The sequence below is a fragment of the Acidobacterium sp. S8 genome (assembly GCF_009765985.1).
Classification (GTDB): domain Bacteria; phylum Acidobacteriota; class Terriglobia; order Terriglobales; family Acidobacteriaceae; genus Alloacidobacterium.
On record NZ_LMUM01000021.1, the window covers coordinates 51744 to 74472 of the forward strand.

General features: G+C 56.8%; 24 protein-coding genes and 1 tRNA gene. 8 read left to right on the forward strand and 17 right to left on the reverse strand.

Features of this window, described 5'->3' with window-relative positions:
- Positions 1 to 59 precede the first annotated feature (59 nt).
- Positions 60 to 136: transfer RNA gene (locus tag GSQ86_RS07300), tRNA-Arg, on the reverse strand.
- A 112-nt stretch (positions 137 to 248) separates the two neighbouring features.
- Here GSQ86_RS07300 and GSQ86_RS07305 point away from each other — a divergent pair.
- The gene (locus GSQ86_RS07305) at positions 249 to 800 is read left to right on the forward strand and encodes a DUF2911 domain-containing protein (protein WP_158749308.1); all 552 of its coding nucleotides are present in this window, start codon (positions 249 to 251) and stop codon (positions 798 to 800) included.
- Here GSQ86_RS07305 and GSQ86_RS07310 read toward each other — a convergent pair.
- The 8 genes from GSQ86_RS07310 to GSQ86_RS07345 form a co-directional block, all read right to left on the reverse strand.
- Positions 797 to 1066, reverse strand: coding sequence for a hypothetical protein (locus GSQ86_RS07310; protein WP_158749309.1), 270 nt, complete (start codon positions 1064 to 1066; stop codon positions 797 to 799). The two genes, GSQ86_RS07305 and GSQ86_RS07310, sit on opposite strands and share 4 nt — an antisense overlap.
- Positions 1067 to 1074: 8 nt before the next feature.
- Positions 1075 to 2631, reverse strand: coding sequence for an aminomethyl-transferring glycine dehydrogenase subunit GcvPB (gcvPB, locus tag GSQ86_RS07315; protein WP_158749310.1), 1557 nt, complete (start codon positions 2629 to 2631; stop codon positions 1075 to 1077).
- A gap of 17 nt (positions 2632 to 2648) precedes the next feature.
- On the reverse strand, positions 2649 to 3998 hold the full coding sequence (gene gcvPA, locus GSQ86_RS07320; protein ID WP_158749311.1) for an aminomethyl-transferring glycine dehydrogenase subunit GcvPA: 1350 nt from the start codon (positions 3996 to 3998) through the stop codon (positions 2649 to 2651).
- A 106-nt stretch (positions 3999 to 4104) separates the two neighbouring features.
- Positions 4105 to 4494 (reverse strand): glycine cleavage system protein GcvH, encoded by a 390-nt coding sequence (gene gcvH / locus GSQ86_RS07325; RefSeq protein WP_158749312.1) that lies wholly within the window; start codon positions 4492 to 4494, stop codon positions 4105 to 4107.
- A gap of 55 nt (positions 4495 to 4549) precedes the next feature.
- Positions 4550 to 5689: a glycine cleavage system aminomethyltransferase GcvT gene (gene gcvT, locus GSQ86_RS07330; protein ID WP_158749313.1), complete on the reverse strand. Its 1140-nt coding sequence runs from the start codon at positions 5687 to 5689 to the stop codon at positions 4550 to 4552.
- Positions 5690 to 5751: 62 nt separating this feature from the next.
- Positions 5752 to 6147 carry a type II toxin-antitoxin system VapC family toxin gene (locus GSQ86_RS07335; protein WP_158749397.1) on the reverse strand — a complete coding sequence of 132 codons (396 nt, stop codon included), beginning with the start codon at positions 6145 to 6147 and terminating at the stop codon, positions 5752 to 5754.
- Positions 6147 to 6428, reverse strand: a complete 282-nt coding sequence (locus GSQ86_RS07340; RefSeq protein WP_254062212.1) for a type II toxin-antitoxin system VapB family antitoxin — start codon at positions 6426 to 6428, stop codon at positions 6147 to 6149. Before GSQ86_RS07340 ends, GSQ86_RS07335 begins: the two co-directional genes overlap by 1 nt.
- A gap of 34 nt (positions 6429 to 6462) precedes the next feature.
- Positions 6463 to 7608 carry a VWA domain-containing protein gene (locus tag GSQ86_RS07345; RefSeq protein WP_158749314.1) on the reverse strand — a complete coding sequence of 382 codons (1146 nt, stop codon included), beginning with the start codon at positions 7606 to 7608 and terminating at the stop codon, positions 6463 to 6465.
- Positions 7609 to 7769: 161 nt separating this feature from the next.
- Here GSQ86_RS07345 and GSQ86_RS07350 point away from each other — a divergent pair, with 161 nt between their 5' ends.
- A complete protein-coding gene (locus tag GSQ86_RS07350; RefSeq protein ID WP_158749315.1) occupies positions 7770 to 8723 on the forward strand; it encodes an aldo/keto reductase in 954 nt (317 codons plus the stop codon).
- Positions 8724 to 8776: 53 nt separating this feature from the next.
- Here GSQ86_RS07350 and GSQ86_RS07355 read toward each other — a convergent pair whose 3' ends face one another.
- The 5 genes from GSQ86_RS07355 to GSQ86_RS07375 form a co-directional block, all read right to left on the reverse strand.
- Complete coding sequence (locus tag GSQ86_RS07355; RefSeq protein ID WP_158749316.1) at positions 8777 to 9571, reverse strand: NIPSNAP family protein; 795 nt, start codon at positions 9569 to 9571, stop codon at positions 8777 to 8779.
- 126 nt (positions 9572 to 9697) lie between these two features.
- The gene (locus GSQ86_RS07360) at positions 9698 to 10921 is read right to left on the reverse strand and encodes a TIGR03118 family protein (protein WP_158749317.1); all 1224 of its coding nucleotides are present in this window, start codon (positions 10919 to 10921) and stop codon (positions 9698 to 9700) included.
- Between the two features lie 200 nt (positions 10922 to 11121).
- Positions 11122 to 12696 (reverse strand): methylmalonyl-CoA mutase, encoded by a 1575-nt coding sequence (locus tag GSQ86_RS07365; protein WP_158749318.1) that lies wholly within the window; start codon positions 12694 to 12696, stop codon positions 11122 to 11124.
- A gap of 56 nt (positions 12697 to 12752) precedes the next feature.
- Positions 12753 to 13268: a GNAT family N-acetyltransferase gene (locus GSQ86_RS07370; RefSeq protein ID WP_254062213.1), complete on the reverse strand. Its 516-nt coding sequence runs from the start codon at positions 13266 to 13268 to the stop codon at positions 12753 to 12755.
- Positions 13269 to 13308: 40 nt separating this feature from the next.
- Positions 13309 to 13701: a hypothetical protein gene (locus tag GSQ86_RS07375; protein ID WP_158749319.1), complete on the reverse strand. Its 393-nt coding sequence runs from the start codon at positions 13699 to 13701 to the stop codon at positions 13309 to 13311.
- 162 nt (positions 13702 to 13863) lie between these two features.
- Here GSQ86_RS07375 and GSQ86_RS07380 point away from each other — a divergent pair, with 162 nt between their 5' ends.
- Both GSQ86_RS07380 and glgC read left to right on the forward strand, forming a co-directional pair.
- Positions 13864 to 14175, forward strand: coding sequence for a hypothetical protein (locus GSQ86_RS07380; protein WP_158749320.1), 312 nt, complete (start codon positions 13864 to 13866; stop codon positions 14173 to 14175).
- A gap of 129 nt (positions 14176 to 14304) precedes the next feature.
- Positions 14305 to 15558, forward strand: a complete 1254-nt coding sequence (gene glgC / locus GSQ86_RS07385; RefSeq protein ID WP_158749321.1) for a glucose-1-phosphate adenylyltransferase — start codon at positions 14305 to 14307, stop codon at positions 15556 to 15558.
- 69 nt (positions 15559 to 15627) lie between these two features.
- Here the strand turns inward: glgC and GSQ86_RS07390 are convergent, their stop codons facing one another.
- Positions 15628 to 16728: an ABC transporter permease gene (locus GSQ86_RS07390; protein ID WP_158749322.1), complete on the reverse strand. Its 1101-nt coding sequence runs from the start codon at positions 16726 to 16728 to the stop codon at positions 15628 to 15630.
- Between the two features lie 333 nt (positions 16729 to 17061).
- On the opposite strand from GSQ86_RS07390, the gene GSQ86_RS07395 reads away from it, so the two are divergent.
- From GSQ86_RS07395 to ada, 3 genes are all read left to right on the forward strand, one after another.
- Positions 17062 to 17586 carry a RodZ family helix-turn-helix domain-containing protein gene (locus GSQ86_RS07395; protein ID WP_158749323.1) on the forward strand — a complete coding sequence of 175 codons (525 nt, stop codon included), beginning with the start codon at positions 17062 to 17064 and terminating at the stop codon, positions 17584 to 17586.
- 166 nt (positions 17587 to 17752) lie between these two features.
- Complete coding sequence (metK, locus tag GSQ86_RS07400) at positions 17753 to 18925, forward strand: methionine adenosyltransferase (protein ID WP_158749324.1); 1173 nt, start codon at positions 17753 to 17755, stop codon at positions 18923 to 18925.
- Positions 18926 to 19112: 187 nt separating this feature from the next.
- Positions 19113 to 20168, forward strand: a complete 1056-nt coding sequence (ada, locus tag GSQ86_RS07405) for a bifunctional DNA-binding transcriptional regulator/O6-methylguanine-DNA methyltransferase Ada (protein ID WP_158749325.1) — start codon at positions 19113 to 19115, stop codon at positions 20166 to 20168.
- A 51-nt stretch (positions 20169 to 20219) separates the two neighbouring features.
- Here the strand turns inward: ada and GSQ86_RS07410 are convergent, their stop codons facing one another.
- Positions 20220 to 20969 carry an SDR family NAD(P)-dependent oxidoreductase gene (locus GSQ86_RS07410; RefSeq protein ID WP_158749326.1) on the reverse strand — a complete coding sequence of 250 codons (750 nt, stop codon included), beginning with the start codon at positions 20967 to 20969 and terminating at the stop codon, positions 20220 to 20222.
- Positions 20970 to 21061: 92 nt separating this feature from the next.
- Positions 21062 to 21316, reverse strand: a complete 255-nt coding sequence (locus GSQ86_RS07415; protein ID WP_254062214.1) for a helix-turn-helix transcriptional regulator — start codon at positions 21314 to 21316, stop codon at positions 21062 to 21064.
- 329 nt (positions 21317 to 21645) lie between these two features.
- Here GSQ86_RS07415 and GSQ86_RS07420 point away from each other — a divergent pair, with 329 nt between their 5' ends.
- Positions 21646 to 22683, forward strand: a complete 1038-nt coding sequence (locus GSQ86_RS07420; protein WP_158749328.1) for an LssY C-terminal domain-containing protein — start codon at positions 21646 to 21648, stop codon at positions 22681 to 22683.
- Positions 22684 to 22729 lie beyond the last annotated feature (46 nt).

Sequence of the window (22729 nt, forward strand, 5' to 3'; positions counted from 1 at the left end):
ACAAAGCTCATCATGATTTTGGATTGTTGAGCATTGGCCGATCGGCCTGCATGAAGGAATGGTGCGCCCGGAGAGATTCGAACTCCCGACCTAATGCTCCGGAGGCATTCGCTCTATCCAGCTGAGCTACGGGCGCGCATCTTTAGAATACTATACTCGGCTTGCGCGAAAGCTTTACTTTGACACGCGGGTCGCTTCGCGCTCTGATGGAGGGGCCGCTTCCCGGCAGGAAAAAGGAGAGTTCTCAGATGCAGCGCAGGTTTTTCACGAAGATACTTTGTTGCGCCTTGTTCGCAACCATGATTGGTTCTGTCGCCCTCAGGGCGCAGGACGACAAGAAATCGCGGCCCAGCCCGCCAGAGCAGGCGGCCGTCAGCTTCGGCAGCAAGACCGTCACCATCGACTATGGCGCGCCTTCGATGAAAGGACGGAAGATATTCGGGGGCCTCGTACCCTATGACCACTGGTGGCGGACGGGCGCGAACGAGGCGACGACGCTGAAAACCGATATCAACCTGAGGATTGGCAATCTTGGCGTGCCCGCCGGGACCTATACGCTCTACACGCTCCCATCAGAAAATGGCTGGACGCTGATCGTGAATAAGCAGACAGGCCAGTGGGGCACCAAGTATGACGAGACCCAGGACCTGGGACGCGTGAAGATGTCAGAAGGCGTAATGCCGAGCAGCCCGGTCGAGACCTTCCAGATGAAGTTTGAGAACACCAAGGATCTGACAACGGAACTGCACCTGGCATGGGAGACGACCAACGTCTTTGTCCAGGTAACGGCGATCCCCTAGCTCTGGCTCGCTTCGCGGGCCTTCTCCAGCTCCTGCATGACGGACTGGATCAGCGCCTTCGCGCCGTTGATCTCGTTCATCACGGTTTCAAGATCAAGCGCGGGCTTGGAAGGGTTGCGGTTTGAAGTGCAATAGACTCCGTGCTGACCGATTAGGATGAGAGCATCGGTCAGCGCGTCGAGCGATACGGCAAGCCGCCCGCGCGCCGGACCCATCATGAATTCAAACTTCTCCAGCTCATCGCGGCGGTCATGAAAAATGGACATGCGCTCGCCTACCACTCCTTCGCTGGAGAGTTATCCGGCGTGAGCGGCGTGCTTGCAGGATGCCCCTTCCAGCGCAGCACCGGTTTGCGGGCGGCGGTGGTTTCGTCGAGGCGCGAGACGCGGGTCGAGTGCGGTGCGTTGAGAATCAACTCCGGGTTTTCTTCCGCTTCCCGGGCGATCTGACGCATGGCGTCAACGAACAAGTCGAGTTCCTCGCGCGATTCGCTTTCGGTCGGCTCGATCATCAGCGCGCCGGGCACGATAAGCGGGAAGGACGTCGTATATGGGTGGAAGCCATAGTCGATGAGACGCTTGGCCAGATCGCCCGTCTTGATGCCGTTCTTTACCTGTCGGCGGTCGCTGAAGACGACTTCGTGCATCGACGGCGTGTTGTAGGGCAGATCGTATACATCTTCGAGCTTCTTGCGAAGGTAATTCGCGTTCAGAACGGCGTCTTCCGTTGTCTGGCGGAGGCCATCTGGACCGTTGGCCAGCGTGTACGCCAATGCGCGCACAAACATGCCGAAGTTGCCATAGAAGGCGCGCACGCGGCCTACCGATTCGGGACGATCGTAGTTCCAGTGGAGCTGGCCGTCGCTTCCCTCTTCGACAACCGGAATGGGAAGGAATGGCTCGAGAATCTTCTTGCAGGCCACTGGACCGGAGCCGGGGCCACCACCGCCATGCGGAGTTGAGAAGGTCTTGTGCAGGTTCAGGTGCATCACATCGACGCCGAAGTCTCCGGGGCGCGTCTTGCCGCAGAGCGCGTTCATGTTGGCGCCGTCCATGTAGAGCAAAGCGCCTTTTGCGTGGAGAATGTCCGCAATCTTGTGAATCTGGTTTTCGAAGACACCGATGGTCGATGGATTCGTGAGCATCAGAGCGGCAGTGTCTTCATTGACGAGCTGTTCGAGCGCCGCGACATCGATGCCGCCCTGCGCATTCGACTTCAGATTGATGACCTGATAGCCGCAAACTGCTGCTGTCGCTGGATTGGTGCCGTGCGCCGAATCAGGGATGATGATGTTCTTGCGCGGATTACCCTTCGAGTTGTGATAGGCGCGGGCAAGCAGGATGCCGGTGAACTCGCCGTGCGCCCCGGCCGCGGGCTGCAGCGTGATCGTGTCCATGCCGGTGATTTCGATGAGGCAGTCCTGCAGCAGCTTGACGATCTGCAACGATCCCTGCGAAAGCGATTCCGGCTGATAGGGATGAGCCTCCGCAATGCCTTCGAGGCGCGAGACCAGCTCGTTGACGCGCGGGTTGTACTTCATGGTGCAGCTGCCCAGCGGATACATGCCGAGGTCGATGGCGTAATTCCACGTCGAAAGGCGCGTGAAGTGGCGGATAATTTCGATCTCGCTTAGCTCAGGCAACGTGCCCGTGTTTTCGCGCGCGGCTTCGCCAAGCAGCTCAGAGGGATCAACTTCGGGCACATCGAGCGGCGGCAGCTTGTAGGCCTTTTTGCCGGGCGAGGATATCTCGAAGGAGAGCTTCTCATTCTGCGTGAGGTGCTCGGTGACTTTACGCGGCGTGCCTACGAACGGCTTTTCTGTTGTTGCCATTTTCAAGTTCCTTGTTGCTACTTGGCTGATGCTGCGACGGGTGCTTCGGCTAACACAGTGGCGGCTTGATCGATCTGCTCTTTCGTCGTCAGCTCGGTCGCGCACCATAGCGTTGCATTGCCCAGTTCCGGATACCACTTCCTGAGTGGCACGCCGCCGATGATCTTGTTGTCGAGCAGGCGAGCATTGAACTGCTCCGGGGCTTCGCCGGTTTCGAGAACAAACTCATTGAAGCGCGGCGATGCAGCGAAAAGCAGCTTGCCGTTTTCGCTCAGAGTCTTTGCCGCGTAATGCGCCTTCGCAAGGTTCTGCACAGCAAGATCTTTGATTCCCTCTTTGCCGTAGACGGTCATGAAGATCGTCGCCATCAGCGCGACCAGCGCCTGGTTGGTGCAGATGTTCGAAGTCGCCTTCTCGCGGCGGATGTGCTGCTCGCGCGTTGAGAGCGTGAGCACGAAACCGCGACGGCCGTCTTTGTCTTTGGTTTCGCCAACGAGGCGGCCAGGCATCTGGCGCAGATATTTTTCCTTGGCTGCCAGCACGCCGCAGAAGGGGCCGCCGTAGCTGGGCGCGACGCCAAAGGACTGCGCTTCGAGCGAGACGATATCGGCCTCAACCGGAGGACGCACGATGCCAAGCGAGACAGCTTCGGCGATCGAGACGATGAGGAGCGCGCCTTTCTTGTGCACGATCTCGGCGATGGCCGGAATGTCTTCCACGACGCCGAAGAAGTTCGGCGATTGCACCAGCACACCGGCAGTCTTGTCGGTCACGGCTGCTTCGAGCGCCGCCAGATCGATGCGACCATCCGGGCCATAGCCTACTTCGCTAGCCGAGTGTCCCTGATGCTGCGCGTACGTTTCCATCACCTCGCGGTATTCAGGATGCACCGTCCGCGCGACGATGATGGCATCGCATCCAGTAACACGGACGGCCATCATGGCCGCCTCTGCCGCACCCGTAGATCCGTCGTACATCGAGGCGTTGGCGATATCCATGCCCGTCAGCTCGCAGATCATCGTCTGGAACTCGAAGATCGCCTGCAATGTTCCCTGCGTGATCTCGGCCTGGTAAGGCGTGTAGGAGGTCAGGAACTCGCCGCGCTGCACCAGCGAATCGATAATGACCGGCCGATAGTGGCGATAGACACCGGCTCCGAGGAAGCTGGCGTAGCCTGCTGCATTGTGTGCAGCGGCGTCCTTGAAGTGGTCGACGATTTCCGACTCGCCCATCTGGCGCGGGATATTCAGATCGCGTGAGAGGCGGTACTCCTCAGGGATGGTCGAGAAGAGATCGTCAATAGTGGACGCGCCGATCTCGCGCAGCATCTCGGTACGCTCGGCGGGTGACTTAGGTAAATAGCGCATGTTTGATCCTTGCTACAGCAAAACCGCAGATTCCTTCGGCTACGCTTAGGGAGGATCCTCAACTCGGCGTTATGGAGACGCTTCGCTCAGGATGAAAAACTTCGTTCTAGTGGCCCGTTTCTTCCGCGACAAACTTATCGTAATCAGCCGCGCTCAGCAGCGAATCGGCTTCCGCAGGATCGCTCAGCTCAACCTTCATGATCCACGCCTTGTGCGCGTCGGTGTTGATCTTTTCCGGAGAGGAGGCCAGCTCTTCGTTCACTTCGATTACAGTTCCCGAGACAGGGGCGTACAGATCAGAGACAGCCTTGACCGACTCAACGCTGCCGAAGACTTCGCCCTTCTTTACGGTCGCGCCCACTTTGGGAGCGTCTACAAAAACAATATCGCCTAGCGAATTCTGGGCGTAGTCGGTAATGCCGACCGTGCCAGTTTTGCCGTCAACCTCAATCCACTCGTGCTCACGGGTATAGCGGTAGTTTGCAGGGTATGCCATTGGTAATGTTCTCTTTCTATTGTAAGGTCTGTTGGGACTTAAGGCCTTTTTGCGGCTACGACTGCTTTTTCGGACGACGGTAAAACGGAATCGGCACCATCTTCGCCTTCACCATGGTATTGCGGACCTGCACAAAAAGCTGGCGATCGACCGCCGAATAATCCTTGGGGATAAAAGCAAGGGCGATGTTCTTCTTCAAAAACGGTGCCGGTGAGCCACTGACGACCGTACCAATGGGTCGTGCGTTTTCATCGAATACCCCGTAGCCATCCCGGGCGATGCCGCGATCCACCATTTCGAGGCCCACCAGTTTGCGCTCCGGGCCGCCGGACGCGATGACCTGCTGCAGGGCTTCCGAACCGATGAACGGGCCTTTTTCCGGCTTGCAGAAGCGGTCAAGTCCGGCTTCATAGACGTTGATGGTTTCGGAGATTTCGTGGCCGTAGAGCGAAAGCGCCGCTTCGAGTCGCAGGGTGTTGCGTGCGCCTAATCCGCAGGGAACGATGCCGAATTCCTTGCCCGCTTCAAGCACTTCTTCCCAGACGCGCTTGCTGGTGGCCTCGTCCGAAGGGACATAGATTTCGAAGCCATCTTCACCGGTATATCCGGTGCGGGCGATGAGCGTGTTGGGCAGGCCGCAAACCGTTCCCCACTTGAACCAGTACGATTTGATCGTCGAGAGATCGACGTTGGTCAGCTTTTGCAACGTCTCTTCGGCCCTGGGGCCCTGAATCGCGAGTTGCGTGTAGTAGTCGCTGTAGTCGCTGACATGGCAGTGGAATTTCTGAGCGTTTGTTTTGACCCAGCTGAAGTCTTTTTCCCGCGTGCCTGCGTTGATGACGATGAGGTAGTCGTTGTCGGAGAGCTTGTGCACGATCACATCGTCCACGAACGTACCCTGCGGGTAGAGCATCGCGGAATACTGCGCCTGGCCAACCTGCAGCTTCGAGGCGTCGTTCATGCAGATGTGCTGGATAGCGTTGAGCGACTCTGGGCCGCGCAGCTGGATATCGCCCATGTGGCTGACATCAAAGAGCCCTACGCCCGTGCGGACGGCCATATGTTCGGCGATGAGACCGGAGTATTCGACAGGCATATCCCAGCCGCCGAAATCGACCATCTTCGCGCCAAGCTGGCGGTGAACGGCATTGAGAGGAGTCTTGCGTAAAGCAGGCGCAGTTGCCGATGTAGACACGGAATATCCTTCGGACTTAAAAGATGCGGAACTTTTTACGCTAGCACCGTGGTTTCTGAGGGTCAATCTATCGCAGCCGACTGCACATCAGTCAGTGCAAAATCATTTCCCTTATAAAGCAGTGGTTGTTCTTCGCTTTTCGCCAGCGCATAGGAGAAGCAATCTCCCAGGTTAAGACCTGCCGGATGTTTGCCTTTCCCAAATTCCTGATATGCCTGACATGCGATTTCCGCGTGACGAACATCGACCGAAGCAACATCCACCTGGGCGCGCTTCAAAAACTGATCCAACTTCTGCCTGCCGCGCTCCCCTTTCCGAGTGCGCAGAACGATCGAAGCTTCCACGAAATTCACAGCAGAACAAAGTCGAATGCGGTCCTGGCTGATCTTGTGGACGAATAAGCCGGCTTCTTGTTCCTCCAGAAGAATGGCAAGAATGGCTGACGTATCGATCACCATCAAGCGGGAAGCCCTTCGGCATCATACCCAAGAATCTCATCGGCAGATCGCACATCCAGATCCGGCAAAGCGGAGCACTGTTTTGCGATGCGCAATAAATCTTTTTCTAATTGCGTGGCGCCTTGTCCCGAGCGATGATCCGGGCGCAGCCGCGCCAGTCTTTCCTCAATGGCGCGCTCGGCGGCTTCGGTCAGGGATTCTCCGGTAAGTCGCGCAAGCCTGCGAGCCAACTTTTCGACATTCGGATTTTTAATGTAAAGCGCCATGGATATCCCTTGCATTTCAGTATATCCAAGGCGCTTACGACTGAAATAGTTATTTATCCGCGTAATATCCCTCGCGCGTCTGCACGAAAAGGTCTTTCTTCTTCGCCGTCAGCGTGATCTTGTGATAGCTTTCGTCGCTGCTGGACTTATCCGGTGTGTAGCCAAGCATGTACTGCGAGCGCAGCTCTTCGGCAATGCTTGTGTACACCTGGTCGAAGTTCTCCTTCTTCTTCGCTTCGTACATGCGGCCGCCGGTCTGCTCGGCGATCTGGATCATGATTTTTTTGCCGTCCACATGCGATTCTTCGGATGGGCGCTGTCCGCCGCGGCCGCCTGGGTATCCACCACCCCCACCGCCAGGATAACCCCCGCCACCCGGATAACCGCCGCCCATGCCGCCGTGGGGACGGCCCATGCCGCCACCGTGATTGCCATAGTCGCTGTGTTGCTCTTCGCCTTTGAAATAGATCGTATAAACCACCGTATTAGCGCGCTGGGCGGCTTCAATGGCCGAGTTCAGCGTCTCGCGGCTGCCTCGGTCTTCACCGTCGCTCAACAAAACCAGAGCTTTGCGCCCCTGCTGCTTCTTCATCAGCTCGTCGGCAGCAAGAAATATGGCGTCATAGAGCTGCGTTCCGCCGCCGCGGTGGGCACGCTGGCCGGAACCGGAATCGCCCGAGTCAGGGGATGAAACTTCCTGCGTCGGACCTAATTCCTCAAGCGCCGAGGAGAGCTTGTCTTTCGACGCAGTCAGGTCCTGCAACAGCTCTACTTCGCGGTCGAAATGGATGAGAAACGCCTTATCCTCAGGCTTGGTCAGCATCTGGTTCAGGAAGGTTTTGCTCGCTGACTTTTCCTGGTCGAAGGCATTGCGCATGCTCGTGCTGGTATCCACCAGCAGGCCGAGCGTGAGCGGCAGGTTGGTATCAAGATTGAAATACTTGATCGTTTGCGGACGATTGTCTTCGAGTAACGTGAAGTCGTCCTTGGTGAGGTTGGTGACGATCTGGCCTTTCTTGTCGCGAACCGTGACCGGCAGCGTAACTACCTTCACATCCACTGACAGGGTCGTGGTTGGTTTGGCGGGCTGCTGGCCTTCGGATGGGGCAGCCGTTTGTGCCTGGGCCAAAAATAGCCCGCTAAAAAAACAGACAAAAAATGCGAAGAGACGAAATTCAGACTTCTGGCGTGACATGGTATCGCCTGTTAGACGGAACAGATTGTCGAACAGTTGACACATTCTTACCGCTCCCGTTGGCGGAATATTTCCCGGCTGAAATGCTTTCCATACCGGATATCTGGGAAAATGGCTTTAGCAAGCCGGCTCCGCCTGTATCTCCCTAAACGAGGTTTTCCATGGAACGCCGTGACTTTCTCAAGCAGAGCGCCCTTGCCGCCGCCGCTGCCGCCACCACCAAACTCTCCGCTGCCACGCCAGCGAATCCGATTGCACGCCGGCCATTGGGCAAAACCGGCGAGCATCTGTCGATGATCGGGTTCGGCGGCATCGTCGTCATGAACGAAGAGACCGGTGCGGCGAGCAACATTGTTGCCGAAGCCGTGGATCGCGGCGTGAACTATTTTGACGTGGCTCCCAGCTATGGCAACGCGCAGGAACGTCTCGGTCCCGCGCTCGCGCCCTATCGCAAGAACTGCTTCCTGGCCTGCAAAACCGAGGGTCGAAAGAAAGACGACTCGCGCAAGCAGCTGGAAGAATCGCTGCGCCTGCTGAAGACCGACCACGTCGATCTATACCAATTTCATGCGCTGACCAAGATGACCGATCTTGATACCGTCCTTGGGCCAGGCGGCGCCATGGAGACCATGGAAGCGGCGAAGAAGGAAGGCAAGATTCGCTACATCGGCTTTTCGGTGCACTCCGCGGAAACGGCTGTAGCTGCGATGAATCGCTATAACTTCGATACGGTGCTCTTTCCGGTAAATTTTGTGCTCTTCTCGCAGGCTAACTTCGGCCCGCAGATTCTAAAGCGCGCGCAGGAAAAAGGCATGGGCATCCTTGCGCTGAAGGCGATGGCGAAGACGGTATGGTCGGCAGATCAGAAACAGAATCATCCGGAGCCGAAGTGCTGGTATCAGCCAGCAGCTTTTCCAGACGAGGCAACACTCGGGCTGCGCTGGACGCTCGGCCATCCCATTACGGCAGCGCTGCCGCCGGGCGATGAAAAGTATTTTAGGCTGGCGATGGACGTGGCCCAGAATTACAAGCCGCTTGAGCCGCACGAGCAACAGGCGTTAATTGCCAGTGCTACAGGGGTAGAACCGATCTTTCATTTAGGAAATGACGTTTAAGTTCGCAAAATACCCCGGGTTAGCTACGCGAACCCGGGGCACCCGAAAATTGCTTAGATCTGCGAATACGTCGTCGGAGTAAGAATCAGGTTTGAGATGTTGCTCACGATCTGCTCGAAGGCGTACTCCTGCGACCCAGAGAGCTTCTTCCAATCCGGATCGCTGCCGAATGCCTTCCACTTATCGTCGAGTTCAGCGAGCTCACTGAAGCTGAGCATGTAGGTCAGATTCGGGAGGCGCGGCCCAATGAGTGAGTCACCGTAGAAAATCTGGTTGAATCCCGCCTTCTGAAAAATGGCAAACTCGCCGTGATGGAACATCTGCACCTTGCGGACGTGATCCTGATCCGTCGCGCTCTCATAGGTTCGCAGCTGGAAGACGCGCTTCGCACGCTGTGCTGCTGCAGGTAGCGGCGTGAGCTTCGGCCAGCCTTCAAAAGCAATCAGCAGCGAGCTTTCAACACGCCCGTAAGCCGGTGCGGTTGCCGGAGTATTCCAGAAAGGCGCAGCAGCGTCCATGAACGCCTTGTCCTGGGCCAGCTTTAGCTCCAACCCCACCAGCGTTTCCAGAGATGTGCTCGGGATCAGAACGTAGAGAATCGGCGTCTCAGAACCGATGGTGAGATTGAAAACTCCAATCGGCGACATGCCGAGACGGTTGAGCGCGGGAATAAAGGCACCAGAAAGATAACTGTCCGTCAGTTTCGTCTGCGGGCCGCTCTGCAGGTGATATTTGCGCAACTGATAATATTCGCGCGCGGAACCCGCTGATGTCTGCGCATAAGACGAACCCGCGAATGCAAGCGCTGATGCGGCCAGCGACGAAGTGAGAAACCGGCGTCTTTCCAAGTGAATCCTCCTGTGAGTTTGGATTGTATCGAAGAGGAGGAGCTTGCAACGCGACGGCGCTGGGTGTTCGCCCAAAAATCGCCGGATGCCCGCAGGAGGAACCTGCAGGCATCCGGCAAACTGTGGTTATTGGTCGTTGCCTTTCACTAGTTCCGTCGAGACCGGTTTGAGATAGCCGAACAGTCCACCTGACCCGTGGTTCGGTCCGGCGGCAAAGTACAGTTCGGTTGCAGGCGCGGCTGCCGGATCATTATTGGCCGGACTCACGTTTCCGGGGCTGATGCCCCAGATTCCATTGATGGCGACTGGCTTTCCTGTAGCGTCCTCTAACAATCCGTCGAACGCGCCCGTCGCCAGGTCATAAGCGGCAATGTAGCCGCTCGATTCGGTCGTGCCGCCGCCGGCAAACTGCCCGATCAGCAAGTCGTGACTGAAGCGGCCGAAATCGAGCGGCGCCAGCGCGACTCCCCAGGGAGCATTGAGCCACGATCCGTGCTCGAGACGACGCAGTAGCTGACCCGTCGAGCTGTAAATATCGACATAGCCGAGACCGGGACCGTCGGTTTCAAATGGCGATCCTTCCTGGTGGAGCGCATAGGTTACGACAATATCGTTGCCGATGGACTGCACATTGAAAGGAACATAGTTGCGCGGCAGACGCTCGTCCTCGAAAGGCTCGTTGTCATGGTGATGCCGGTCATCGTCGAATCCGAAATCGTCATAACCGCCCTTGTCATGGTCATTCCGACCAAGCTTTACACGGTGAAATGCGTTGTCATAGACATCCACGCGTCCCTTGGTAAAGTTGGCCGTGTAAAGATATCGCTTGCCCTGAATGAAGCCGCTCGTCAGACCGGTATAACTGGAGCCGTCTTTGGTTTTTACAACGGTAATGCCGTGCGTGGATGGCGGAGCCGCACCCTGCGCTATTCCCACGGTTGGGTTCCAGCCGACGATCGTTCCGTCAATCGTAGAAAAAAGAAAAGTCGCCGGCGCCCCGGCTGCGAGCAGAAAGTCTGTAGTGCTGCCGTTGAAGATCGTTCCCGTCGGGCTGCCTGTAGGCGTCTTAGGGTTGGTTGGGTCAGCAGGAGGAATGGTGACGACGAGTCCTTGTTTCGCGCCGGGACCGTTGTAAAGCGTGCTCAGGCCCGTGACATTGTCCGAGACCCACCACGGACTGCCTGATCCACGCGAAAGCCCCCACGGATTGATGAGACTTGGATCGGTAACGGGAGCGATTCCAGCAGTGTTGGCGACGAGATTGATCTGCGTATAGTGCTGCGCGTAGGCGGCAAATCCTGTGCCCGATGCGATAACCGCAATAGCAGCAGAGCGGAATAGCTTTTTCATGGAAGAGACTCCTGACGGTTCTCTAGCCCCGCTTGCCGGATTGCCTCGCTTTAACGCATCGTCAATCGAAGGCTCATGCGAGAGCGGGCGGGGAGAGCCGCGCCTCACATTCCTAGAGCAGACTAAGAGGCGGCATCCCTGAAGTTGTCATGGGTTTGTCATTGGTGTGTTGAATCTTTGTCACCAATGCATGAAGCTTTTCAGATCACGACCGATTCCTGATATTCACCGAAGACATCGCGCATGGCTCCAGCGATTTCGCCTACCGTGGCATAGCTTTCTACTGCTTCAAAAATTGCAGGCATCAGATTCTCGCCCGAACGCGCATGATCTTTCACGCGATCGATTGCGGTTTGCCAGCGAATTTTGTCGCGCCGTAAACGCAGTGCCTGTACCCGCTCCACCTGCCTGCGCTCCAGCGCTTCATCGATATGCTGAATGGGAATCCCAGGCTCGTCTTCGCGGGTGAAGCGGTTCACGCCAACAACGGTGGCTTCACCGGAATCAACCGCACGCTGATACTCATAGGCGGCAGTCTGAATCTCCTGCTGCACCCAGCCCTGCTCGATAGCCCGCAACATGCCGCCGAGCGCCTCGATGCGATCCATATAAGTTTTCACCTGCTGCTCAATCTCATGCGTCAGCGATTCGACATAGTAAGACCCGGCAAAGGGATCGATGGTCTGGGCGACTCCCGACTCGGAAGCAATAATTTGTTGCGTACGCAATGCGATGCGGGCGGCTTCTTCCGTCGGAAGCGCCAGGGCCTCATCGTAGCCGTTGGTATGCAGCGACTGCGTACCTCCCAGCACCGCCGAGAGCGCCTGGATCGCCGTGCGAACGATGTTGTTCTCCGGCTGCTGCGCGGTCAGCGTCGAGCCCGCCGTCTGCGTGTGGAAGCGCAGCATCCACGAGCGCGGATTCCTGGCGCCGAAGTGATCGCGCATGACGTGCGCCCACACACGGCGCGCGCAGCGGAACTTCGCCACCTCTTCGAGAAAATTGTTGTGTGCGTTAAAAAAGAAGGAAAGGCGCGGCGCAAATGTATCGATATCGAGTCCGGCATCGATGGCCGCCTGTACATACGTCATGCCATTGGCCAGCGTGAAGGCGACCTCCTGCGCAACGGTCGAGCCCGCTTCGCGCATGTGGTAGCCGGAGATGGAGATCGTATTCCACTCCGGCACTTCATCGTTCGCCCACGCAAACATGTCCGTGATAATGCGCATGGCGCGGCGGATGGGATAAATATATGTGCCGCGCGCGATGTACTCCTTGAGAATGTCATTCTGCACGGTGCCGGAAAGCTTCTTCACCTCAGCCCCGGTTCGCTTGGCCACCGCAACATAAAGCGCGAGCAGGATGCTTGCCGTAGCGTTGATGGTCATCGAGGTCGAAATTTTGTCGAGCGGGATGCCGTCGAAGAGTCGCTCCATATCTTCGAGGGAATCGATAGCGACGCCGACTTTTCCTACTTCGCCTATGGACATGGGGTCGTCGGAGTCGTAGCCGATCTGCGTCGGCAGATCAAAGGCGACCGATAATCCCGCGGTTCCATGTTCGAGCAGAAATTTATAGCGGCGGTTGCTCTCCTCGGCGTCGCCCATGCCCGCGTACTGGCGCATCGTCCACAGGCGCCCTCGATACATCGTCGGCTGAATGCCGCGGGTGAAGGGAAATTCGCCGGGAAAGCCGAGGTCTTTGAGCGGATCAAAGCCGATGGCTTCGAGATCGCTGCGGGTATAAACGGGCTTGGATTTCTGTCCTTGAGACATGTGTGAACGGAGAAGAATAGCGGGTTTTATCGCACTTGCGCCAGCGGGGAGAGCCGTCAGGGAATCTCAAGACGACGCTGATAGCGAATTTCATCGACCTTTACATTCCACACCATATCGGTTCGGCGCTGGCCGTCAGGCTGCCAACCATCCTTTCCGTAAAAACGCTCCGCACGAACGTTGCCAGCCAGTACCCACAGCATGGCGTGCTGAAATCCCTGTTCGAAAAGATGGCCACGAGCTGCCGATACCAGCGCCACTCCGATACCCCGATTCCAGTGAGCAGGATCCACATAGAGCGCATACATCTCTCCAAAACCGGACAATCCCGGATCGCGTGCAGGTGCGGTTGTGGCAAAGCCGCAGATGCTCCCGGCATCGACCGCTACGATCGTTCGCGGCTTAGAAGGATCGACACTGTCAAAAGTGTATTTTTCGGCTCGATCTTCGGGGCGAAGTTGATCGAGATATTCATCCGGCATCAGTTTGCGATACGCAGCCTGCCATGAGCGCACATGCACACGCGCCACGGCCATGGCGTCGTCAGGCTCAGCTTTTCGCAGCAGCATCATGCGGCATGGTAAGGCACATCCGGCAAACTGGGTGCATTCTCTAACGTTTCCCTTGACGTTTAAGCTTTTCTTTCCTGTTCGCGCGGTAAAACGAACTGCAGGTGAAGTAAGCAAAGACCAGAGTAACCAGGCTATATACAAGGAAACGTTGATGATCGGGACCGACGGTCCATTCCGTTCGCAGCTTGTAAGTGTTGCTGGCGAAGAAGAGCGTGAAGATTCCGAAGAACAGTCCGGTTACTTCAAGCCACAACACACTGCTCGCATGGGCAAAGGGTTTCCAGACCGATTCGCCGAATTTGCGCGTCCCCTTGACGACAGCTTTTCCTTTGGCGGCGTAAACTTGTGGCTGGGGGACTTGTTGCGATTTGCCTGCAGGCGCAGGGCTGCTTTGGGTGGCGCGCTCAAAAATCATCTTCGAGGCGACACGCATACCAACTCCGAGTCTGCGGCCGAGCGTATTCGGCTCCATATAAACAAAAGTTTAGCAGCCTGTCTGATTCCGATTGCCCTCCTCGGACATCAGAAGTAAGGTAAAGAACAATCCAGCGCGCTCCAGGCCGGTCGATGGCAGGAGGAAACGGAGACACACACCTTGAACGCGAAACTGCGAAAACTCGTCCAGCAGTTGGGGGAAGCTATCCAGGAAACGGTCTCGGAGTCAGAGCACATTGCCGGCGTCGTGCAGGATATACGCAAGCAAGGCTTTGATGTTCTGCTGATGCTCGAGGCGACCATTGGCCTCAATGAGCTCGAGCAGCAACCAGAGGCCCTTCTCGAATCATCGAATACAGCAGGCCAGCAAGAGGAAGGTCAGAACGGCAAGCCTTTTTCTTCTCAGGATCTTCGCTTCCTGCGCTCGCTCCGTATCGCCCTACAGGACGATGAGAAGAGCACCAGCGCCTGAAGCAGTTGTGTTGTTGACTCCTTATTGCTGTTCTATATGCTAGTATCGCCACTTCCGGCGTTCAGTGAATTTACCGGATGTGAATTTGGCGGCAACAGAATGAGATAGCGATAAGGGGCGTTGTAAGGCATGAAAGACACACTTGGAGTACTTTTGGCAGGCGGCGCGGGCGAGCGCCTTTTCCCCCTGACCCGTGATCGTGCAAAACCCGCAGTTCCCTTCGGCGGCAACTACCGCATCATCGACATCACCCTCTCAAACTGCATCAACTCCGATCTTCGTCACGTCTACATCCTTACCCAGTACAAGGCTCTTTCGCTCAACCGACATATCCGCGAAGGCTGGACCAGCGTCGTAGCTCAGGAACTGGGCGAGTTTATCGAGATCCTGCCGCCCATGCAGCGCGTCAGCGCCAACTGGTACATGGGCACGGCGGACGCTGTTTATCAGAACATCTACTCCATCGGCTCAGAGCAGCCGAAGCATGTTCTCATCCTCTCGGGCGACCATATTTACAAGATGAATTACGGCAAGATGCTCGAGCAGCACAACGAATCGGGCGCCGACGCAACCTTGGCCACCCTGCCGATCGATCCTAGCGAAGTATCACGCTTTGGCGTCGTTGAGGTATCGCGCACCGGCGAGGTGATCGGCTTCGATGAGAAGCCCAAATCCACCAGCATCCGTTCGCCATTCAATCCGAGCATGGTCGATGCCTCGATGGGCATTTATCTCTTCAATACAGATGTGCTGCTTCCCGCGTTGATGAAGGATGCAGAAGATCCGACGTCAAAACACGATTTCGGGCACAACATTCTTCCCTCCTTGCTGGGCAAGTACCGGATGAATGCCTACAACTTTGTCGATGAAAACAGCAACGACGCGCTCTACTGGCGCGATGTGGGAACGCTCGACGCCTACTACGACGCCAACATGGACATCGCGTCGATTTCGCCGATCTTCAACCTCTATGACAGCAACTGGCCGATGCGCACTCGCGTCCGCCAGTACCCTCCGGCAAAATTCGTCTTTGGCGAGCCGGGACGTACAGGCATGGCCGTCAATTCCATCGTCTCCGCAGGCTGCATCGTTTCGGGCGCGGTCGTTCGCAACAGCGTGCTCTCGCAGGACGTGCGCGTGAATTCCTACTCGGAACTCGATTCCAGCATCGTCTTCTCACACGTCAATATCGGGCGGCATTGCCGTATTAAGAAGGCGATCATCGATCGCGATGTGCACCTGCCGGAAGGCACCGTCATCGGCTACGACCAGAATGAAGACCGGCGGCATTATTTCGTCACGCCGTCCGGATTAACGGTCGTCACGCGCGATTATTCATTGTATGAAAATCCGGTAGCAGCGGATTTCCTCCAGCCGGTTTAGGCAATAAAGCCTTCAAGGACAAAGGGCGCAGAGATTCTCTGCGCCCTTTGTCTTGCGGATTCACATCGACTATTCGTAAGCCAGAGCGTCGATCGGGTCCTTGGAAGCGGCCTTCAGGGCCGGATACAGCGCCCCGAAGATCGATCCTAAAAAGGCAATCATGGCTGCTCGGATCCGCCAGTCCAGGCTGACCGGGAACGGCAAGGTAGGAAACTTATAGGCAAGCCCGAACTTGAGCACGTAAGTAAGTCCAATCCCCAGTGCAATCCCGACAATGGAAATCAGGGCCGCTTCACGTAGCACCACATTGGCAATGTACGAGCGCGAGGCGCCGAGCGATTTGAGAATGCCGATCTCCCGCGTCCGCTCCATCACGGCGGTATACATGGTCTGGAAGACAACGATAAATCCGACCATAACCGCAATGCCGATTACGCTGCGCAGGGCGGCATTGAAGCCGGGTAGGTGCTCCGGCGTCATCAATGACATCCACTCCTCGAGCGTCTGCACCTGGTACTGGCTGAGGCCGGGTGTGGCCAGTATTTCCTGACGGATCAGATTCTGGTTTGCCACCTCGTCGCTTCGGATATAGAAAAGGGAAGCATTGTCGGGATTGCCGACCAGTGTCCCTAAACTATGGATAGGCAGGAACTTACGTCCGCCGCGTCCGTGCTCGACGATGCCGGAGATGCGGAAGGGATGGTTCTTGACCTGGGCCGTGTCGCCTACGTGAAATTTGTTAGCATTCGCGAAAACGTCGTCCACAATCACGTCATTTGGCCCCTGAAAGGGCGTTCCGGAGAGAAAAACGAAGGGTTTCAGCGCATTAAAGCTGTCGTAATCGATGCCCCAAATGATCTCCGGGGAACCGGCGATGCTGAAGTCCTGGATGACGGCAGCAGCGACGGCGACATGCGGCAATTTGGCGAGAACCTGGGCGATTTTTGCCGGAACCGGGGCACCGCCGACACCGCTGATAAAGCTTGCATTCGGCGGCCGCACGATAAGATCAGCGCCGATGCCGCTGGTCTGATCACGGGTATGCGCCACTTGCCCGATAAAAATGCCGACAATCGAGAGGATCATGATGACCTCTACGGCGACAGCAAAGATGCCGATAATCGAACGCAGAGGGCGATGAAGCAGGTTGCCGAAGACAAGTTTGTTCATTCTGAATTCCCGGAAGAACTACTCCCGATATGGGAAAAAGCGAAAATCTCTCGAAACCTGAGTGTAACAAAGCCATTCCACCGGCGGATAATGGATAAAGATGCGTAGCTGAGCCTGATCGGGACCGATCAGATCCTCAAAATCAGCACAAAAAGGGCAAAAACTTAGTTTGGAGACGTGAAAAGAAGCCAAAAAATAAGCATTTTCCTTTGACTTGTTTTGCCCATAGCTTTATGGTTTGCCCAAGAGGTTGTGCAAAAGCCTGTCAGGGCGCACAACATCTTTTTGCAGGATTCAGCTATCCCCAAAGCGTATCTGCGCAGGAACAGGAGCATGAGTCAGTTCGGCCAGGAATTGCGGAAAGAGCGGGAAGACCGCGGTATCGCGATTGAAACGATCACGGATGTGACCAAGATCAGCGGCCGCCACCTGCTTGCGCTGGAAGACGAGCATTTCGATGCCCTCCCCGGCGGCGTTTTCAACAAGGGAATCGTGCGCGGCTACGCGCGCGTTGTCGGCTTGGACGAAGAAGCCTGGGTTGGCCGCTTCATGTCCGCCTACCAGGCAAGCGGCCAGGTAAAAGACGACGACGTCAGCTGGATCCAGTTCGCGGAAAATATAAATAATGGGCGTGTCGACGATGTCCCGCGCCCCGATATGCGTCTGCGCTGGGCCGGCGTTGCCGTCCTGCTGGCTCTTCTATCGGCGCTGGGCTGGTTCGTCTGGCATTATGTCAGCAATCGCATTTCAGCGGAGGAGACGGGGGTGCATGCCCCGGTTGCGACAGCTGTTCTGAACCTCCGGCCTGTTGCACAGCTTCAGACAGGCCTGCCATTCACTGACTTATTTCCCCGCTGAAATACTTCTCATCCCTTTTGGCTGAACTGCTTTGCCCTCGCCATCCGGCTCTAGTACCATCGAAACTAGATGCCTGTGCGCGGTCGAGCCGGACCGACTTGATCCTCGCCCCGCACTTTTGTGACAGGTCATCCGCAAGTCTTTGATTGGATATAGGAGGACTATTTTGTCCGTACGCGATAAGTTTCTATTCACATCCGAGTCGGTGACTGAAGGGCATCCCGACAAGATTGCAGACCAGATTTCAGACGCCATTCTCGACGCCTGCCTCGAACAGGATCAATACAGCCGCGTGGCCTGCGAAACGCTGACCGCCACCGGCCTGGTCGTCATCGCGGGTGAAATCACCACCCAGGCGTATGTCGACTTCCAGACGCTCGTTCGCGGCGTGGTCGCAGCCATTGGATACGACAATGCGCTCTACGGCTTCGATTCGAATACCTGCGCCGTCATTTCGTCGATCAACAAGCAGTCGGGCGATATCGCCATGGGTGTGGATACCGGCGGCGCCGGCGATCAGGGCATGATGTTCGGCTATGCCACCAACGAGACGGAAGAGCTGATGCCGGCCCCCATCTCGCTGGCTCACAAGCTGACCAAGAGGCTAAGCGAAGTTCGCAAGAGCGGCAAAATGCCGTATCTCCGCCCTGACGGCAAAAGCCAGGTCACAGTTGAATACAGCGCAGACGGCAAGCCGGTCCGCATCGACGCGGTCGTCATCTCCACCCAGCACGCGGAAAACGTCTCGAACGAAACCCTTCGCGCCGACATTCTCAAGCACGTCATCCAGGCTGTTCTTCCCGCCGAGCTTCTCGACGAAAATACCAAATACCACATCAACCCGACCGGACGCTTCGTGATTGGCGGACCGATGGGCGATTCCGGCCTGACGGGCCGCAAGATTATCGTCGATACCTACGGCGGCATGGGCCGTCACGGCGGCGGCGCTTTCAGCGGCAAGGATCCGACAAAGGTTGACCGTTCTGCTGCCTACATGGCGCGTTATATCGCTAAGAACATCGTGGCCTCCGGCCTTGCCGACCGCTGCGAAGTGCAGCTCGCATACGCCATTGGCGTAGCCGAGCCGGTAAGCGTGCTGGTGGATACCTTCGGCACCGGCAAGATCGATTCCGCCAAGCTGCAGGAACTGGTTCGCGCCAACTTCCAGCTGACGCCCAAAGGCATCATCGAGAGCCTGAACCTGCGCCGTCCGATCTACAAGAAGACCGCAGCCTACGGCCACTTTGGCCGCTCCGACAAGGAGTTCACGTGGGAGGCAACCGACAAGGCCGCTGCTCTGCGTGAGCAGGCTGGCGCCACGGTTGCTGCTGCGAAGTAATCACCAATCAGGTAGTTCAAAAAGGGCAGGCTCGTTGAGCCTGCCCTTTGCTTTTCGTCTCTGAATCGAAGAACATTTCTTGGGAATCGAAACCAACGTGCCTAAAACTGCAAAATTAGACGGCAAGAAGCGGAGTGCGGCCACAACTGCAAAGGCGCGAAGATCAGAACAGCATCAGGAGGTTGATATGAGTGCTGTTCAGATTTCACACCAGGTTTGGGATCGTGCGTGGCAGATGGTGGAAGACCGCAAGCCAGCCGCGGATATGTTGTTCGTCTATGCAGTGCGGACGACGGGCATCTATTGCCGCCCTTCGTGCCCGAGCCGCCGCCCTCTGCGGGCGTCCGTTGAATTCTTCGCCACCAGCGAGCTGGCCGAGCGCGCCGGATACCGGGCCTGCAAGCGCTGCGCTCCCGGACAGGCGCATCCGCAAGGCCACATGCTGACCCATGCCTGCGACTATATTGAGCGGAACATCGACAGCACCATCAAGCTGGACAGGCTGGGTAAGATCGTTGGACTGAGCGCGTTTCATACGCAGAGACTCTTCCGCCGCTACCTCGGCATCTCTCCGCGGCAATATCAACAGGCGCGGCGCATGGAGAGCTTCCGGAAAAATCTGCTCACAAACGACAGCGTGACCACTGCTATGTACGAATCGGGATTTGCATCGAGCAGTCGGCTCTATGAGTCTGCGAACGAGCACCTGGGGATGACGCCGACCGAATACCGTGCCGGGGGAAAGAATGTCGCGATTCGCTATACGATCACCGATTCTCCCCTGGGGAAGATGCTGGTCGCTGCAACCGCTCTGGGAATTTGCCTTGTCGCCTTCGGCTCACTCGAAAGCGAGCTGGAAGACGAGCTGGCTTCGCGTTTTCCCGCTTCGACGAGCAGCCGCGACGAAGACGGCCTTGGCTCGGCCGTAAAACAGATTCTGGCGCAGATGACGGAGCATCCCGTCGCTCTCGAGCTTCCGCTGGATGTGCGGGCTACGGCCTTTCAGCGGCGCGTATGGGAGGCGCTGCAACAGATTCCTCGTGGGCAAACGCGAACTTACTCACAGATCGCTCAGGAGATCGGCCGGCCCACGGCGGTGCGGGCTGTGGCACGTGCGTGCGCCACGAATCCCGTTGCTGTCGTAGTGCCATGCCATCGCGTGATCGGCAGCGACGGCACCTTAACTGGATATCGTTGGGGTGTGGAGCGCAAGAAGAAGCTGCTGGAGCTGGAACACGCGTAAAAGAAAAGCCCCGCCCTCCGCATGAAAGGACGGGGCTGTCCCGGAAATGACTTACCGCAAACCGCCGGAGGACAACAGCAGCTCGCCTGTCAGCCATCCGGAATCTGCGGAGGCAAGGAAGACAGCAACCGATGCGATGTCTTCCGGCTGGCCGATGCGGCCAAGCGGAACCTGCGCTTCGTGCTGCTTCTGGAAATCACTGCCGATGATGCCAGCGGTATGTGTGCCTTCCGTCTCTACCATTCCTGGATTGATGGAGTTCACGCGAATCTTCTTCGGCCCAAGCTCCTTGGCCAGAACGTGTGTGATCGCATCCACAGCGCCCTTGGTGGCCGTATAGATCGACGACTCGGGAGGCGCGATCTGGCTTACTACGGAGCCGATGTTGATGATGCTGCCACCGTCGCCGTTGAAGTTTTTCACCGCCTCTTTCGTCGCCAGAAGCAGACCGAGCACGTTGGTGTCGAAATGCCGGTGGAACTGCTCTTCCGTAATGCCTTCAATCGGTGAGAATTCATAGACCCCGGCGTTATTCACCAGGATGTCGAGCTTGCCATAGGCCTTCTTCGTCTCGGCGAAAATCTGCTCTACATCTTTCGAGTTGGCGACGCTGCCCTTTACCGCAATTGCCTTACCGCCCTTGCCGGTAATTTCACTTACGACGCGATTCGCGCCTTCTTTGCTCGATGCGTAATTCACCACCACTGCGGCGCCTTCCGCGGCCAGGCTCTTTGCAATGGCCGCGCCAATACCCTTCGATGCGCCGGTCACGACTGCGACTTTACCTTGAAGCTTGCCCATTTCATGTCCTCTTTCGGAAATGCCGCTTGTTTTGACATTTCGATAACTGTCTAATTGATGAGGGACACTGAAAATGGATGCAAATCTGTCTTTCAAATTGTGGATAACTGGTTGATATAGGCCTGCCAGACATCGCGGCAAAGCGAAAGATTTGCGAACTTGCCCTCGCGCTCGATCGTAATCAGCCCTGCCGTTTCCAATTCCTTTATATGGTGGGAGAGCGTGGCGGCGGAGATCGGCTGCCTTTCGCGCAAGGAGCAGCAGGGAGTAAACGCGCTGCTTTCGCCGATCTCTTTGAGAATCTGGAAGCGTCGCGGGTCGGCCAGGGCGCGTGAAATCAGCGTCATTTGTCGCGCTGTAAGACGGACATTTTTCCCTGTGGCCATACTGAAATGTTACATGAGCACGAATTCCTTTCGCGAAACGATGTCGCGACGTCTCAGGCGGCGAGCAGCAGGCATCGGCATCCACCTTTTTCCCACTCCCTTGTCGAAAAGCCATCAAAAGCTGGATGATGGATAGGTTCCATATCTTCGGCCCTATGGATTGCGATACGTTCACACGAAAGGCTTTTTTTCTCGCAGGCACTTGTTTGCTACTTGTCGGCATAGCCTGCAGCCAACAACCGCCTATGCGAACCCGGGCAGCCGTCTCATCGGCAGTACAAGTCATCCAAATGAAGACGCCCGATTCGGCGAGTCTCACTTCTCGAAAATCTTCCTATACGTTTAACGTTCCGGCAGGAGACTGGACGAACACCGGTGTTCCCGTAACGTTCGGCGATCGCCTCGACTTTACTGCAACCGGTACAGTTACAATTTCCGATGGCCACGCTGCCACTCCCGATGGAAATGCGCGCGGATGGAAAGACCTGATCCGCCAGTTCCCTCTCAACAGCGCGAATAGCGGCGCACTCATTGGGCGTATCAGCAATGGCGACGCCACCGTGCCTTTTCTGATAGGCGTGAGCCAGCAGCTCGACGTAACCATGAGCGGGACGCTGTATCTCAGCGTAAACATCAGCAGCGATCTCACCGGGACGGGAAACTATTCGGTGAAGATGAAGCTGTCGAAATCGCAGTCGGCATCCACGACTGCCTCGACCATCGATCTTGCCAGCGCACTTTCGCCGGCGCTGTTCGCCAACATTCCACGCCGCGTGCAGGATCAGCAGAACAATCCCGGCGATATGGTGAACTTCGCGATTATCGGCACGCAGGATCAGGTACAAAAGGCCTTCTCGGCGTCCGGTTGGACAGCAGTCGATAAGACGACGCAGGACGCCATCGTTCACGGCCTGCTGGCGACTCTTTCTCACGAGGCCTATACCGAGATGCCGATGAGCATCCTGTACCTCTTCGGGCGTCCTCAGGATTTTTCCTTTGCGCGGGCAGATCCGCTGGCAGTCGCTGCGGTCCGCCATCATCTTCGCCTATGGAAGTCGACAGAAACGGTAGATGGTAAGCCCTTGTGGGTTGGCTCGGCTACGCATGACAACGGCTTCGAGAAAGATCAGCGTAACGGAAACGTGACGCACCACATCGATCCCAACGTCGATGAAGAGCGAGACTTCATCGAGCAGAGTTTCGCCGCCGCTGGAGTCATCACAGGCGCAGCGTATGTCACGCCTGCCGATCCTTTGAAGACCGCGTTCACTGCCACCGGGGGCAGCTTTCACTCTGATGGGCGCATCGTAGTGATGGCCCTGCGTTGATGCTTTCGTTTCTTTACGCTGTCCGCATCAAAACAGGATAGGATGA

Excerpts from the sequence above, each read along its gene's own strand:
- GSQ86_RS07305 (WP_158749308.1), top strand. The coding sequence starts at position 249 with ATGCAGCGCAGGTTTTTCACGAAGATACTTTGTTGCGCCTTGTTCGCA.
- GSQ86_RS07310 (WP_158749309.1), bottom strand. The coding sequence starts at position 1,066 with ATGTCCATTTTTCATGACCGCCGCGATGAGCTGGAGAAGTTTGAATTC.
- gcvPB (WP_158749310.1), bottom strand. The coding sequence starts at position 2,631 with ATGGCAACAACAGAAAAGCCGTTCGTAGGCACGCCGCGTAAAGTCACC.
- gcvPA (WP_158749311.1), bottom strand. The coding sequence starts at position 3,998 with ATGCGCTATTTACCTAAGTCACCCGCCGAGCGTACCGAGATGCTGCGC.
- gcvH (WP_158749312.1), bottom strand. The coding sequence starts at position 4,494 with ATGGCATACCCTGCAAACTACCGCTATACCCGTGAGCACGAGTGGATT.
- GSQ86_RS07335 (WP_158749397.1), bottom strand. The coding sequence starts at position 6,147 with ATGGTGATCGATACGTCAGCCATTCTTGCCATTCTTCTGGAGGAACAA.
- GSQ86_RS07340 (WP_254062212.1), bottom strand. The coding sequence starts at position 6,428 with ATGCAAGGGATATCCATGGCGCTTTACATTAAAAATCCGAATGTCGAA.
- GSQ86_RS07345 (WP_158749314.1), bottom strand. The coding sequence starts at position 7,608 with ATGTCACGCCAGAAGTCTGAATTTCGTCTCTTCGCATTTTTTGTCTGT.
- GSQ86_RS07350 (WP_158749315.1), top strand. The coding sequence starts at position 7,770 with ATGGAACGCCGTGACTTTCTCAAGCAGAGCGCCCTTGCCGCCGCCGCT.
- GSQ86_RS07360 (WP_158749317.1), bottom strand. The coding sequence starts at position 10,921 with ATGAAAAAGCTATTCCGCTCTGCTGCTATTGCGGTTATCGCATCGGGC.
- GSQ86_RS07365 (WP_158749318.1), bottom strand. The coding sequence starts at position 12,696 with ATGTCTCAAGGACAGAAATCCAAGCCCGTTTATACCCGCAGCGATCTC.
- GSQ86_RS07370 (WP_254062213.1), bottom strand. The coding sequence starts at position 13,268 with ATGATGCTGCTGCGAAAAGCTGAGCCTGACGACGCCATGGCCGTGGCG.
- GSQ86_RS07375 (WP_158749319.1), bottom strand. The coding sequence starts at position 13,701 with ATGCGTGTCGCCTCGAAGATGATTTTTGAGCGCGCCACCCAAAGCAGC.
- glgC (WP_158749321.1), top strand. The coding sequence starts at position 14,305 with ATGAAAGACACACTTGGAGTACTTTTGGCAGGCGGCGCGGGCGAGCGC.
- GSQ86_RS07390 (WP_158749322.1), bottom strand. The coding sequence starts at position 16,728 with ATGAACAAACTTGTCTTCGGCAACCTGCTTCATCGCCCTCTGCGTTCG.
- GSQ86_RS07395 (WP_158749323.1), top strand. The coding sequence starts at position 17,062 with ATGAGTCAGTTCGGCCAGGAATTGCGGAAAGAGCGGGAAGACCGCGGT.
- ada (WP_158749325.1), top strand. The coding sequence starts at position 19,113 with ATGAGTGCTGTTCAGATTTCACACCAGGTTTGGGATCGTGCGTGGCAG.
- GSQ86_RS07410 (WP_158749326.1), bottom strand. The coding sequence starts at position 20,969 with ATGGGCAAGCTTCAAGGTAAAGTCGCAGTCGTGACCGGCGCATCGAAG.
- GSQ86_RS07415 (WP_254062214.1), bottom strand. The coding sequence starts at position 21,316 with ATGACGCTGATTTCACGCGCCCTGGCCGACCCGCGACGCTTCCAGATT.
- GSQ86_RS07420 (WP_158749328.1), top strand. The coding sequence starts at position 21,646 with ATGAAGACGCCCGATTCGGCGAGTCTCACTTCTCGAAAATCTTCCTAT.